The organism is Actinomadura sp. 6N118 (assembly GCF_044326415.1).
In the GTDB taxonomy this organism is placed as follows: Bacteria; Actinomycetota; Actinomycetes; order Streptosporangiales; family Streptosporangiaceae; genus Spirillospora.
In genome coordinates this window covers 64,412-77,488 of sequence record NZ_JBIRAZ010000025.1, presented here as the reverse complement: position 1 = coordinate 77,488, position 13,077 = coordinate 64,412, and the positions used below count along the sequence as shown (strand labels likewise).

11 protein-coding genes are annotated in these 13,077 nt (G+C 69.7%); 5 read left to right on the top strand and 6 right to left on the bottom strand.

Annotated elements, in window-relative coordinates:
- Genes ACH34W_RS44800 through ACH34W_RS44785 form a run of 4 tightly spaced genes read left to right on the top strand, consistent with a single transcriptional unit; the run spans position 1 to position 4,308 of the window.
- Entirely contained in the window at positions 1 to 1,401 is a 1,401-nt protein-coding gene (locus ACH34W_RS44800; protein ID WP_395967331.1) for a hypothetical protein, read from the top strand.
- On the top strand, positions 1,398 to 2,666 hold the full coding sequence (locus ACH34W_RS44795; RefSeq protein WP_395967330.1) for an MFS transporter: 1,269 nt from the start codon (positions 1,398 to 1,400) through the stop codon (positions 2,664 to 2,666). The genes ACH34W_RS44800 and ACH34W_RS44795 overlap by 4 nt, the downstream gene beginning before the upstream one ends.
- Positions 2,667 to 2,679: 13 nt before the next feature.
- Positions 2,680 to 3,318 carry a maleylpyruvate isomerase N-terminal domain-containing protein gene (locus ACH34W_RS44790; RefSeq protein ID WP_395967329.1) on the top strand — a complete coding sequence of 213 codons (639 nt, stop codon included), beginning with the start codon at positions 2,680 to 2,682 and terminating at the stop codon, positions 3,316 to 3,318.
- A 21-nt stretch (positions 3,319 to 3,339) separates the two neighbouring features.
- Positions 3,340 to 4,308, top strand: coding sequence for a zinc-binding dehydrogenase (locus ACH34W_RS44785; RefSeq protein ID WP_395967328.1), 969 nt, complete (start codon positions 3,340 to 3,342; stop codon positions 4,306 to 4,308).
- Positions 4,309 to 4,326: 18 nt separating this feature from the next.
- Here ACH34W_RS44785 and ACH34W_RS44780 read toward each other — a convergent pair whose 3' ends face one another.
- From ACH34W_RS44780 to ACH34W_RS44760, 5 genes are all read right to left on the bottom strand, one after another.
- Positions 4,327 to 5,049, bottom strand: a complete 723-nt coding sequence (locus ACH34W_RS44780) for a helix-turn-helix transcriptional regulator (RefSeq protein WP_395967327.1) — start codon at positions 5,047 to 5,049, stop codon at positions 4,327 to 4,329.
- 1 nt (position 5,050) lies between these two features.
- Entirely contained in the window at positions 5,051 to 5,878 is an 828-nt protein-coding gene (locus ACH34W_RS44775; RefSeq protein WP_395967326.1) for a DUF4097 family beta strand repeat-containing protein, read from the bottom strand.
- A 119-nt stretch (positions 5,879 to 5,997) separates the two neighbouring features.
- Complete coding sequence (locus tag ACH34W_RS44770; protein WP_151566124.1) at positions 5,998 to 6,177, bottom strand: DUF6104 family protein; 180 nt, start codon at positions 6,175 to 6,177, stop codon at positions 5,998 to 6,000.
- An 89-nt stretch (positions 6,178 to 6,266) separates the two neighbouring features.
- Entirely contained in the window at positions 6,267 to 10,013 is a 3,747-nt protein-coding gene (locus tag ACH34W_RS44765; protein ID WP_395967325.1) for a multifunctional oxoglutarate decarboxylase/oxoglutarate dehydrogenase thiamine pyrophosphate-binding subunit/dihydrolipoyllysine-residue succinyltransferase subunit, read from the bottom strand.
- Positions 10,014 to 10,255: 242 nt separating this feature from the next.
- Complete coding sequence (locus ACH34W_RS44760) at positions 10,256 to 10,954, bottom strand: AIM24 family protein (RefSeq protein WP_395967423.1); 699 nt, start codon at positions 10,952 to 10,954, stop codon at positions 10,256 to 10,258.
- A 132-nt stretch (positions 10,955 to 11,086) separates the two neighbouring features.
- On the opposite strand from ACH34W_RS44760, the gene ACH34W_RS44755 reads away from it, so the two are divergent.
- A complete protein-coding gene (locus tag ACH34W_RS44755; RefSeq protein ID WP_395967324.1) occupies positions 11,087 to 12,148 on the top strand; it encodes a serine/threonine-protein kinase in 1,062 nt (353 codons plus the stop codon).
- Here ACH34W_RS44755 and ACH34W_RS44750 read toward each other — a convergent pair.
- Positions 12,135 to 13,055 (bottom strand): glutathione S-transferase family protein, encoded by a 921-nt coding sequence (locus tag ACH34W_RS44750; protein ID WP_395967323.1) that lies wholly within the window; start codon positions 13,053 to 13,055, stop codon positions 12,135 to 12,137. The two genes, ACH34W_RS44755 and ACH34W_RS44750, sit on opposite strands and share 14 nt — an antisense overlap.
- Between the last annotated feature and the right edge of the window lie 22 nt (positions 13,056 to 13,077).

Genomic DNA, 13,077 nt, shown 5'->3' with positions numbered 1-13,077 from the left:
GTGGCCGATACCGAAACGGCCGACACCGAAACGGCCGATACTGCCATGGCTGATCGGGTCGCGGTGGCGTTCAACGAACAGGCCAGGTCGCGGGGCAGCGGTCTGCTCGCCATCACCGAGCGCCTCGAAAAACATCCCACGCTCGAACGCTGGCCCGGCGAATACCTGCCCAGGCCGCTGTTCCTCGGCCGCCGGGAGGTCAGGTCCTTCGCGGGCGACCTCCAGCGGCTGGCCGGATTGCTCTTCAGCTTGCCGGAACGCCTGTTCGACGGCGACATGGACCGGTTCTGCGCGGCCGTGCACGTCACGGGGGAACGAGCCGCGTTGATGCGACGGCTGGGAGCCGCCACCGCACCGGTCTGCGGGCGCGCGGACGTCTACCACGACGGCACGTCGATGAAGCTCCTGGAGTTCGGGACCGGAAGCGAGCTCGGAGGCTGGGACCGGGCAGGGGAGATGTGCCGGTGCCTGCTCGGGGACGAGGAGTTCGCCGCGTTCGCCGACGAGCACGGGCTCGGCTACGTCCATCATGGCCGTTACCTGGCCGGGCTGCTGCGGCAGCTCGGTGCCACCGTCGCCCCCGGCCGGGACCCGGTGGTGGCGCTGCTGGAAGGACCCGGCGCGCTGGCCGGCTGTCACAGCTGGCGCGTGCTCCAGGATCAGATGCGCTGGCTCGGGCTCGACTTCCACCTCGGTGAGGTGAATGAGCTCTCCGAACGCGGGGGGCGGCTCTGCCTGCGCGGCATGCCCATCGACGTCGTCTACCGCGGCTTCGAGGCCGACCAGCTTGTCGGCGATCCCGACGCGATCGCGCACGCCGAGCTGATCTTCCGCGCCCACGAGGCGGGCACGGCGGTCCTGTGGACGCCACTGGAGAGCAACATCTTCTGCGAGAAGACCTGCATGGCGCTGATGTCAGAGCCGTGCCACCGGGACCGGTTCACCGCTCGGGAGCGCGCGCTCGTCGACCGGGTGCTGCCCTGGACACGGGTGCTGGACGCCGACGCGTTCCGCAGCGATCCAGACTTGGTCGAGGAGTGCCGGCACCGCCGACCGAACCTGATCGTCAAGCCGAACGGGCGGTACGGCGGGTACGGGGTCGTGCCGGGCTGGAAGGTCGCCGAGGCCGACTGGCTGCCGCTGCTGCGGGACAAGGCCGCGAACGGATGCGTCGTCCAGGAACGCGTCGTTCCCCGTGCCGAAGCCGTGATCGATCCCGTCACCGGGGCGGAGGAGCCCTGGCACGCGGTCTACGGATTCTTCTACACGCCGCTGGGCCACGCGGGCCTCGAGGCGCGCACGCTGCCGGCGACGGAGAGCGCCGTCATCGGTATCAGCGGCAACGCCCGGACCCGTTCCGCCGTCGTCTACCACCATGATCAGAAGGACGAGGCCCCGTGAGCACGAGTGAGCTGACGCCGGCACCGTCCCGGCCGGCCTTGGAGGACAGGACCAGGCGCAACACGTTCCGCTACCTGTGGTCGGCGAGCTTCATCTCCACACTCGGCGACGGCGTGCTGCTCGCGGCGCTGCCCCTGATGGCGGCGGCCCTGACCAAGGATCCCCGGCTGGTCGCCGGGGTGGCCTTCGCCGGGCGGCTGCCCTGGCTGGTGCTGGCGCTGTTCGGCGGCGTGATCGTGGACAGGTTCGACCGGCGCCGGCTGATGATCGGGACGCAGATCGGCCAGTTGTCGCTGGTGACCCTGATCGCGATGGTCGCCACGCTGGACCTGTCCGAGATCTGGATGATCTACATCTTCGCGTTCGGCATCGGCTGCGGGGACATCCTGTTCACCGGCGCCAGCCAGGCGATCGTCCCCACCCTCGTCCGCCCGGACGAACTGGAGAGGGCCAACGGCCGGCTCATCGGGGCCGAGTCGGTGTCGCGCGAGTTCCTCGGCCCGCCGCTCGGCGCCGCCCTGTTCGCGTTCGCGACGCCGTTCCCGTTCTGGGTGGACGCGGTGACGTTCCTGCTCTCCATTGTGTTGCTCGCCCGGATCCGGACCCCGGCCCCGGCCACCGAACCGATCGACACGATCGAACCGGCGGCCGTGCCCGCACGGCGCGGGATGTTCGCCGAGATCGCCGAGGGCCTCCGCTGGCTGGGCCGCGCACGGCTGCCGAGGGCCCTCACCCTGATAGCCGCCGCGGGAAACTTCGCCGAGGCGATGGCCCTGTCGCTGCTGGTGCTGTTCGCGCACGAGGTGCTCGGCCTCGGTGACTTCGGCTTCGGGCTGCTGCTGGCCGCGATGGCGGCGGGCGGGGTGCTCGGCAGCCTGGTCAGCGGCTGGGTGGTGGCCCGGTTCGGGGCCCGGGAGGTCGCGATCGCGGTGCAGGTGATCAGCCCGGCGGCCTGGCTGGCGATCGGGTTCTACGGCCGGAACGTCGTGGTGGTCGTCGCGCTGTTCACCGTGTTCTCCATCGCGCTGGCGATGTGGAATGTGGTGTCGGTGTCGGTCCGCCAGCGGCTCATCCCCAACGAGCTGCTCGGCCGGGTGACCAGCGCCGGGCGGATGCTCGCGTACGGCGCCACGCCGCTGGGCGCGCTGGCGGGAGGCTTCGTCGCCGACACGTACGGGCTGGTCTCGCCCTGGATCGTCGGCGGCGTGATCTCACTGCTGGTCGCCGCCGTCTCGCTGCCCGTACTGCGCCGCTGGGACTCATGAGGGAGCAGATGCGTTGACCCAGATCCGGAACGACTATCTGGCCGTCGCCGAGTCTGCGGCCGCGCTGGTGGGAAGCGCGGCCGTGGCCCGTGCGTGGGACGAGCCCAGCGCGCTTCCCCGGCTCAGCGTCGGGGCGCTGGCCAACCATCTCGCCGGGCAGATCTCGTTCGTCTCGCTGGTGTTGCCCGAGCCGCCCACCGACCTTCCCGCCATCCCGATCCTCGACTACTACCAGCGGGTCGGCTGGATCGGCAGCGGCCTGGACGAGCCGTTCAACCTGCGCGTCCAGCGCGGAGAGGAGAAGGCGGCGGCGGACGGGCCACAGGCCCTGATCGCGCGTACAAGGAAGGCCCTCGACGGGCTCCGGGACACCCTCCCAGACGCGCCGCCCCGGGCCGTGCACCTGCCGGTGTGGGGCGACTGGTCGCTGAGCCTGGACGACTTCGTGACCAGCCGCCTGATGGAGCTGGTCGTCCACACCGACGACTTGGCCGTGAGTGTCGGGCTGCCGACGCCTCCGCTGCCACCCGGAGCCGTCGACACCGTGGTCGTGCTGCTGGCCCGCCTGGCGGTAGGGCGGCACGGCCACGTGGACGTGATCCGTGCCCTGAGCCGAGCCGAACGCGCACCCAGGAGCATCGCCGCGATTTAGAGCGTGTGTAATGTGCGGAGCATGTTCGCTGTCACGGCTTCGCAGTTCGACGCAGACAATCCGCTGAAGGGCCTGACCCTGGGAGAGCGGCCCGATCCGGCGGCGCCCGAGGGCTGGACCACGGTCACGGTGAAGGCGACCGCGCTCAACCACCACGACCTGTGGTCGCTGAAGGGCGTGGGGCTCCGCGCGGAACGGCTCCCGATCGTCCTCGGCTGCGACGCGGCAGGCGTGGACGAGGACGGGAACGAGGTCATCGTGCATGCGGTGATCGGCGACCCGGACCGCGGTGGCGGTGACGAGACGCTCGACCCGAAGCGTTCGCTGCTCTCGGAGTCGTACGACGGCACGTTCGCCGAGAAGGTGGCGGTGCCGCGGCGCAACCTCGTGCCCAAGCCGGCGGAGCTGTCCTTCGAGGAGGCCTCCTGTCTGCCGACCGCCTGGCTCACCGCGTACCGCATGTTGTTCGACAAGGCGGGCCTGCTGCCCGGCTCGACCGTGCTGGTCCAGGGCGCGGGCGGCGGCGTCGCGACCGCACTGATCGCGCTGGGCGCCGCGGCGGGCTACCGCGTCTGGACCACCAGCCGGAGCGAGGGCAAGCGTGAGCGGGCACTGAAGCTGGGTGCGGACGAGGCGTTCGAGCCGGGTGCGCGGCTGCCCGAACGGGTCGACGCGGTCATGGAGACGGTCGGCGAGGCCACCTGGTCGCACTCGCTGAAGTCGCTCCGGCCGGGCGGGCGCATCGTGGTCTCCGGCGCGACCAGCGGCCAGGTACCGCCCGCGGAGCTGAGCCGGGTGTTCTTCCTGCAGTTGTCGGTCGTGGGGTCGACGATGGGCACCCGCGATCAGCTGGAGCGGCTGGCCCGCTTCCTGGTCAAGAGCGGCGTCCGGCCGCAGATCGACCGGGTGCTGCCGCTGGCGCGGGCGAACGAGGGCTTCGCGGCGATGGCGGAGGGCGAGCTCTTCGGCAAGATCGTCTTCACGCCGTAGCGGCGTGGGACGCGGCCGTCAGTGGTCGCGGTCCAGGATCTCGTTCTTGAGACGTTCGCGGGTCTCGTCCAGGAGGGCCTGGACGGCGGTGAGGTCGTCGTCGTCCAGGTGCGACTTCTTGGCGCTCTTGCGGATGTCCTCGACGAACTTGCGCAGCAGGCGCTCCAGCTTGAGGCGGGCGATGTCGTCGTTCGAACCGGTCGCGGTCTTCCACGCGTCGTCCCAGTTCTGCCGCCACTCCTCCGTCCAGGCCTGCTTTTGCTCGCGCCAGTGCTCCTTGTGGCGGCGCCACTCCTCGCGTTGGCGTTCGGTGGTCTCCTTCCAGGCGTCCTTGGACGTGGCGCGGGACTGGTCGCGCATCTCGCGGGCGGCCTGGGTGAGCTCCTCGCGCAGTGATCGCACGGTCTGGCGGACGTCCTGCTGGACCTCGCGGGCGAACTCCTGGGCGGAGGCGGAGATCTCCTCTTCCAGCTCGGCCAGCTCGTCCATCCGGCGTTCGAGCTCCGCGCGGCCCTTGTCGGTCAGCGTGTAGACCTTCTTGCCCTTGATGAGCTCATGGCTGACCAGGCCCTCGGACTCCAGCCTGGCCAAGCGGGGGTAGATGGTGCCGGGGGAGGGGGAGTAGACCCCGAGGAACCGGTCCTGGAGCAACCGGATGACCTCGTAGCCGTGCCGCGGGCTCTCCTCCAGCAGCTTGAGCAGGTACAGCCGGAGGCGGCCATGGCCGAAGACGGGGCTCAACTCAGTTCTCCATTCCGGATGCGTCGATCTCCGGGGCGTCGTCCTCGGGCCTGCTGAGGAGGGTGACGCCGCCCGAGACCGTGGTGACCGACAGCTTGCCGGAGCCGTCCCCGATCGTGCCGCCCAGGCTCCGCCCGACGGGCCGGTCCTGCCGGTCGAGCCCGGGGAAGGAGGTGTCGATCTGGCCGGCCGCCGAGTTCAGGCTGACCGTGGCCGAGATCGAGTCGGGGACCCGGAGCGTGACCTCGCCGGAGACGGTGTTGACCTCGACCCGGCTCGTCCCGGCCAGATCGACGTCGGCGGCGATCCGGCCGCTGACCGTGCGGGCCGCGAGCCGGTCGATCGAGCCGCCGGCGAGGGCGAGGTCGCCGGAGACGGAGGCGAACGCGACCTTGCCGTCCAGACCCTGTGCCTCGACCGCGCCCGACACGGTGTTGGCGTCGATGTCGCCGATGACCCCGTCGAGGGTGACGTCGCCGGTGCCGCTCTTGATCGTGGCACGGGCGGTCAGCCCGGCGATCACCGCGTCCGCGGACACGAGGTTGATGGTGACGGGACACTCGGGCGGGACCGTGACGGTGATGACGGCCTGCACCTTCTGCCGTTGCAGCCAGCTGAGCATGCCCTCCCACATGCGCTCGTGGGTGACGCTCAGCATGCCGGCCTCGTGCGTGATCACCAGCGGCGGCCCGTCGATCGCGGCGATCTGGATCGAGGGCCGGTCGTCCGCGGCCAGCACCGAGATGCTCCCGGCGATCAGTGTCGCCTTCAGCGCGACCACGCCGTCGAAGTCGAGGGTGGTCGGTTCTTCGATCGTCCAACGCGACATCGCGTCTTGCCTTTCGTTCGAGCCCTCAGGTCATGGACCGGAGACCACCTACCAGTAAACACGATATGTCGCGTCCACCCAAAGTCAAGACATGTCGCGTCTGGGCCCTGCCCGCCGACCTATTCGTCGTCCTCGTCGTCCAGCCGCGCCAGCCAGGTCGCCAGCCGCTCGACCGGCGTCTCGAACTCCGGGTTGAGGTCGACGAACTCGCGCAGCCGGTCGGCCAGCCAGACCAGGCTGACCTCCTCCTGGCCACGCCGCTCGACCAGCTCCTCGATCCCCCGATCGGTGAAGTACATGAGGTGATTCTCTCTCGCTTCGATGGGTGCCGGACGGGCGAGGGCCCCGGCGGATGGTGCATGCCGGGGCCCTCGATCGTTTGGGCTTGCTAGTGCCTTTCGCCGAAGAGGCGGGCCAGGAGTGCCTCTTGCTCGGCCTGGTGGAGCTTGGCCGAGCCGACCGCGGGCGAGGACGATGCCGGGCGGGAGACCCGCTTGAGCACACGTCCCTCCAGGTGCGGCTGGAGCTTGAGCGCGAAGAACGGCCACGCGCCCATGTTGGCCGGCTCGTCCTGGACGTAGATGACCTCGGCGTCGGCCGGGTACTTGGCCAGTTCGGCCTTGATCTCGTCGATCGGCGGCGGGTAGAGCCGCTCCAGCCGGACCACCGCGGTGTCGTTGGCGCCAGCGGCCTTGCGGGCGTTCACCACGTCGTAGTAGATCTTGCCCGTGGTGAGGACCACGCGCTTGACGCCGGCCGGCTCGATCGCCGGGTCGTTCTCCGGGATGACCGGGAGGAATGCCCCGCCGGTGATCTCCTCGACCGCCGAGGTCGCCGCCTTGAGCCGCAGCAGCGACTTGGGCGTGAAGACGATCAGCGGCTTGCGGCGGTCGGACACCACCTGCCAGCGCAGCAGGTGGAAGTAGTTGGCCGGCGTCGTCGGGTAGACCACGGTCATGTTGTCCTGGGCGCACAGCTGCAGGTAACGCTCGATGCGCGCCGAGGAGTGGTCAGGGCCCTGGCCCTCGTAGCCGTGCGGCAGCAGCAGCACCACGCCGGAGCGCTGGCCCCACTTCTGCTCGCCGGACGAGATGTACTCGTCGACGATCGACTGGGCGCCGTTGGCGAAGTCGCCGAACTGGGCCTCCCACGCCACCAGCGCGTCCGGCCGGGTCATCGAGTAGCCGTACTCGAAGCCCATCGCCGCGTACTCGCTGAGCAGCGAGTCGTGCACGTAGAACTTCGAGATGCCCTTGCCGAACTGGCGGAGCGGGGTGTATTCCTCGCCCGTCTTGCGGTCGACGAGCACCGCGTGCCGCTGGCCGAACGTGCCGCGCCGGGTGTCCTGGCCGACCAGCCGCACCGGGTGGCCGTCGATGAGCAGTGAGCCCATCGCCAGCAGCTCGCCGGTCGCCCAGTCGATCGCGCTGTCCTCGATCGACTGCACGCGGCGCTGCACGATCGGCTGGAGCCGCGGGTGGACGGTGAAGCCCTCGGGCAGGCTGACCTGCGTCTCGATGATCCGCTTGACGACCTCCTGCGGGATCGCCGTCCCGGCCGAGGCGTGGTCGATCGGGATGCGCTCCTCGACGTCGGGCTTGACGACCGAGCCGGGCGCGGGCGGCTGCTTGACCGCCTCACGGGTCTCGGTGAAGGCGCGTTCGAGCTGCTCCTGGTAGTCGCGGAGCGCGGCCTCGGCCTCCTCGACCGTGATGTCGCCACGGCCGATCAGCGCCTCGGTGTAGAGCTTGCGCACCGACCGCTTGGCGTCGATCAGGTCGTACATCAGCGGCTGGGTGAACGAGGGGTTCTCGCCCTCGTTGTGGCCCCGGCGCCGGTAGCAGACCATGTCGATGACGACGTCCTTCTTGAACGTCTGGCGGTATTCGAACGCCAGCCGCGCGACCCGGGCGCAGGCCTCGGGGTCGTCGCCGTTCACGTGGAAGATCGGCGCCTGGATCATCCGGGCCACGTCGGTGGCGTAGACGCTGGAGCGCGAGTACTCCGGCGCGGTGGTGAAGCCCACCTGGTTGTTGATGATCACGTGCACGGTGCCGCCGGTGCGGTAGCCGCGCAGCTGCGACAGGTTGAGGGTCTCGGCCACCACGCCCTGCCCGGCGAACGCGGCGTCACCGTGGATCAGGACCGGCAGCACGGTGAAGCCCGCCTCGCCGACGTCCAGGATGTCCTGCTTGGCGCGGACGACGCCCTCCAGCACCGGGTCGACCGTCTCCAGGTGGGAGGGGTTGGCGACCAGCTCGGTGCGGATCTTGGAGCCGTCGTCGGCGACGAAGTCGCCCTCGGCGCCCAGGTGGTACTTCACGTCGCCGGAACCCTGCGCGCTGCGCGGGTCGAGGTTGCCCTCGAACTCGCCGAAGATCTGCGCGTAGGACTTGCCGACGATGTTGGCCAGCACGTTGAGGCGGCCGCGGTGGGCCATGCCGATGACGACCTCGTCGAGGTTCGCCTTGGCGGCGGAGGAGATCACCGAGTCGAGCAGCGGGATGACCGACTCGCCGCCCTCCAGCGAGAACCGCTTCTGGCCGACGAACTTGGTCTGCAGGAACGTCTCGAACGCCTCGGCGCTGTTGAGGCGGCGCAGCACGTGCAGCTGTTCGTCGCGCGACGGGGAGACGTGCGGGACCTCGAGGCGCTCCTGGATCCAGGCGCGCTCCTCGGGGTCCTGCATGTGCATGAACTCGATGCCGACCGTACGGCAGTAGGCCATGCGCAGCACGCCGAGGATGTCGCGCAGCTTCATGGTCGGCTTGCCGCCGAAACCGCCGGTCGCGAACTCGCGCTCCAGGTCCCACAGGGTGAGGCCGTGCTTGAGGATGTCGAGGTCGGGGTGGCGGCGCTGCTTGTACTCCAGCGGGTCGGTGTCGGCCATCAGGTGGCCGCGGACCCGGTAGGCGTGGATCAGCTCGTGCACGCGGGCGACCTTGGCGACGTCGTCCTCGTGGGTGGCGGAGATGTCCTTGACCCAGCGCACCGGCTCGTACGGGATGCGCAGCGCCTCGAAGATCTCGTCGTAGAAGCCGTCCTCGCCCAGCAGGAGGGCGTGGATCCTCCGCAGGAAGTCGCCGGACTGCGCGCCCTGGATGATCCGGTGGTCGTAGGTGGAGGTCAGCGTCATGACCTTGCTGATCCCCATGCGCGCCAGGGCCTCGTCGGAGGCACCGGCGAACTCGGCCGGGTATTCCATCGCGCCCACGCCGATGATCGTGCCCTGGCCCGGCATCAGGCGCGGCACCGAGTGCACAGTGCCGATCGTGCCGGGGTTGGTCAGGCTGATCGTGGTGCCCTGGAAGTCTTCCAGGGTGAGCTTGTTGTTGCGGGCCTTGCGGACGATCTCCTCGTAGGCCGCCCAGAACTGGCGGAAGTCGAGGGTGTCGGCGGTCTTGATGCTCGGCACCACCAGCTGGCGCTGGCCGTCGGGCTTCTGCAGATCGATGGCCAGGCCGAAGTTGATGTGCTCGGGCTTGACCAGCACCGGCTTGCCGTCGACCTCGGTGTACGCGGCGTTCATCTCCGGCATCGACGCCAGCGCCTTGACGATGGCGTAGCCGATCAGGTGCGTGAACGACACCTTGCCGCCGCGGCCGCGCTTGAGATGGTTGTTGATCACAATGCGGTTGTCGATCAACAGCTTGGCCGGCACGGCCCGCACGCTCGTCGCGGTCGGCACCGCGAGGCTGGCCTCCATGTTGGTGGCCGTCCGGGCGGCCACGCCGCGCAGCCGGACCTCCTCGGCGCCGGCGGGCACCGGGGGCGGGGCGGGCTTGCTCACCGCCGGCTGGGCGGCGGGCTTGCTGTCGGCCTTCGCGGGCGCCTTCGCCGGAGCGGCGGGCTTGGCGGGGGCCTGCGCAGGCGGCGCTGTCGGTGGTGCTGTCGGCGGGGCGGCTGCCGTGCCGTTCGCGGCCCTGGGGGCCTGGCCGTCGGGCGCCGTGGTCACTCCAGGGGTCGCGGACGGCCGGGTGTCCGGCTGGTAGTCCGCGAAGAAGTTCCACCAGGCTTCGTCAACGGAGTTCGGGTCTTCGAGGTACTTCTGGTACAGCTCGTCGACCAGCCACTCGTTGGCGCCGAAATCTGTGTGCTTGGGGTCGGCACTTGAATGCGACGACTCTGTCGACACGGCGGAGATCGCCCTCTTCCGCAGCTCGCAGGTGAGTTCTAAGACGAGTCAAGGCTACTCGCACTTCCATGTCGCAGATGCAACCGACGTGGCTTCCACCGCCTGTCACACCCCAATCCGGCCGATCTTGCCCAAGTCCGGCAGCCGGTTTCGTCAAGATCGGCCGGTGTGGAGAACGTGCTGGTGACGCGAGTGCTGGTAAAGAGGGCGCTGGTGACGGGAGCGCTGGTGACGAGAGGGCGTCAGCCGCTCAGGAGGCCGCCGAGGCCGCCCTTGCCGCCCTCACCGATCACGGGCGGGCCCTCGCTCGCCTGGACGAGCACGAAGCCCTGGCCCTGGTAGGCCAGCTGCATGGCCTCACCGCTGCCCCGCCCGATCAGCGCGCCCGCCTTGAACGTCTTGTTGACGCCCACCTGCAGGCTGGTGCTCCAGGCGATCGCGGACTGGCCGTCGGCGAACGTCGGGGCGCGGCCGCAGTCCAGCATCACCGGGGTGCCGTGGGCGGTGAGCGCCACCCAGCCGGTCCCGGTCAGCGTGGTGTTGAACAGCCCACCCGCGGCGACGCCCGCGCCCTGGACCCGCTGGATGTCCGACTGCAGCTGGGGGTCGTAGGCCAGGATGTTGGTGCCGTTGACGGTGATCCCGTCGTTCTCCAGGTAGAACAGGTGGATGTCGTCGGCGTTGTTGGCCGCGAACAGCAGGCCCTGCCCGCGTACCCGCATGAGCGGGACGCCCTCGCCGGTGACGGCCTTCTTGAGGAACTTGCCCATCCCTCCCGAGCCCTCGTAGTCGAACTCCATCTGGCCCTGGAAGGCGACCATGGAGCCCTGCCGGGCCAGGACCTCGCCGTTCAGGTGCACCCGGAGCATCTTGGAGTTCTGCAGGGTGAAGTGGCCGGGGACCTGCCCCTGCTCCAGGTTGCCGAAGAACTGACTGCGCAGCATCGGAGGGCCTTTCTCGTTCTATCTCGGAGAGTGTCCGTCGGTGGAAGAAGCTCGCCAGCATAGTGGCGGGTTTAATTCTTGGACGACCAGGGCAATCCGGTCGGTTCCCGCCACCGAATCACCCGTGTGATGCAGACGGATCAGGTGATCGCCGAACGCTACCGCCTGCTGGCCGAGCTCGGCCGGGGCGGCATGGGAATCGTATGGCGGGCGGAGGACGTCGTCCTCGGCCGCCAGGTCGCGGTGAAGGAGGTGCTGAGCCCCTCCGACGACGCCGCCCGCCGGGCCCTGCGGGAGGCCCGGTCGGCCGCGCGGCTGTCCCATCCTTCTGTCGTCAAAGTCTACGACGTGGTCGAAGAGGGCGGCCGGCCCTGGGTGGTCATGGAGTACGTCGAGGCACGTTCGCTGCAGGAAGTGATCAAGCAGGACGGCCCGCTGCCGCCGGACAGGGCGGCGCGCATCGGCTGCCAGCTGCTCTCGGCGCTGGGCGCCGCACACCGGGTGGGGATCCTGCACCGCGACGTCAAGCCGGGGAACGTCCTGCTGGCCAAGGGCGACCGGGCCGTGCTCACCGACTTCGGCATCGCGACCATCGAAGGCGACGTCACGCTGACCCAGGCCGGCGGCGTGCTCGGCTCACCGGCCTATATCGCGCCCGAACGTTTCCTGGGCGAACGTGCCCTTCCCGCCTCTGACCTGTGGGCTCTGGGCGCGACGCTCTACGCGGCCACATCCGGACGGCCGCCTTTCCACCGCGACGATCCGGTAGCCGTGTTCGGGGCCGTCCTCAACGACGAACCGCCCATCCCGCCCCAGGCCCAGGCCCTCCGGCCCGTCCTCGAAGGCCTGCTCCGCAAGGACCCCCGCGAGCGCATGCCGATCGGGGTGGCCGAGGCCGTCCTCTTGGCGATCAGCGAAGACTTGGCGATCAACGAAGATCGCCTTCCCCGGCTGCCGCCGGTGGTCCATCCCCAGGCCACCGGCGGCGGCACAACCCTCACGACCGCCGCCGCCACCGCCACGAACGGCGCGGGCGCCGCCGCCAATGGCAGGAGCGCCGCCACGACGGCGCTGCCTGTGGTGCCGGAAAGGGATCGGGATCTCTCCTGGCGGGTGGGCGGGATCTTCGCGTGCGTGGGGATGGCGCTGCTGTTGCTGGGATCCCTCTTCGTGCTGCTCAGCTCCCGCTGAGCGCGGTGCGGCCGTGGGGTTCGGTCCAGTCGGCGACCGGACCCTTGGGGACCACGCCTGACGGGTTGATGTTCTTCTGGGTCACGTAATAGTGGCGTTTGATCTGGTCAAAGTCGGTGGTGTCGCGGAAGGCCAGCTGCTGGTAGAGGTCGCGCGCGTACGCCCAGAGGCTGGGATAGTCGATCAGCCGGCGCAGGTTGCACTTGAAGTGGCCGTGGTAGACGGCATCGAAGCGGGCCAGCGTGGGATAGAGGCGGATGTCGGCTTCGGTGATGCGGTCGCCGAAGAGATAGCGATGGGCGCTAAGGCGCTCCTCTAGGCGGTCCAGCGTTGCGAAGAGGGCGTCCACCGCCTCGTCGTAGGCCTGTTGCTCGGTGGCGAAGCCCGCGCGGTAGACGCCGTTGTTGACCGTCGCGTAGACGAGTTCGTTCAGCTCGTCGATGTCCGGCCGCAGCTCCACCGGATAGAGGTCGGGTGCGCCCGTGGGGTGGTAGTCGGTGAACTGCGTCTCGAACATGGTCGTGATCGCCGGGAAGTCGTTGGTGACCAGGCGGCCGGTCACCGTGTCCCAGATGCAGGGCACGGTGTACCTGCCCTCGTACGAGCCGTCCGTCGCCAGGTAGAGCTCGGAGAGGAAGGCCGCCCCGGTGACCGGGTCGCGGTCGGGGAAGCGCCAGCCCCGCTCGTCCCGGATGGGGTCCACGACGCCGAGGCCGATCACCTCGTCCAGGCCCAGCAGCGCGCGCACGATCAGCGTGCGGTGCGCCCACGGGCAGGCGTAGGAGACGAAGAGCCGGTAGCGGCCGGACTCGGCCGGATACCCGCTGGAGCCGTCGGCCGTGATCGTGTCGGTGAACCGGTTGGGCTGCCGGACGAACCGGCCTTCCGCCATTTCCCGGGTGATCATCCGCGTTCCTCCTCGGGTGGGA

What these genes read in the sequence shown, in the direction of transcription:
- ACH34W_RS44750 (WP_395967323.1), bottom strand. Translation starts at nt 13,055, where the DNA reads ATGATCACCCGGGAAATGGCGGAAGGCCGGTTCGTCCGGCAGCCCAAC.
- ACH34W_RS44770 (WP_151566124.1), bottom strand. Translation starts at nt 6,177, where the DNA reads ATGTACTTCACCGATCGGGGGATCGAGGAGCTGGTCGAGCGGCGTGGC.
- ACH34W_RS44785 (WP_395967328.1), top strand. Translation starts at nt 3,340, where the DNA reads ATGTTCGCTGTCACGGCTTCGCAGTTCGACGCAGACAATCCGCTGAAG.
- ACH34W_RS44755 (WP_395967324.1), top strand. Translation starts at nt 11,087, where the DNA reads ATGCAGACGGATCAGGTGATCGCCGAACGCTACCGCCTGCTGGCCGAG.
- ACH34W_RS44775 (WP_395967326.1), bottom strand. Translation starts at nt 5,878, where the DNA reads ATGTCGCGTTGGACGATCGAAGAACCGACCACCCTCGACTTCGACGGC.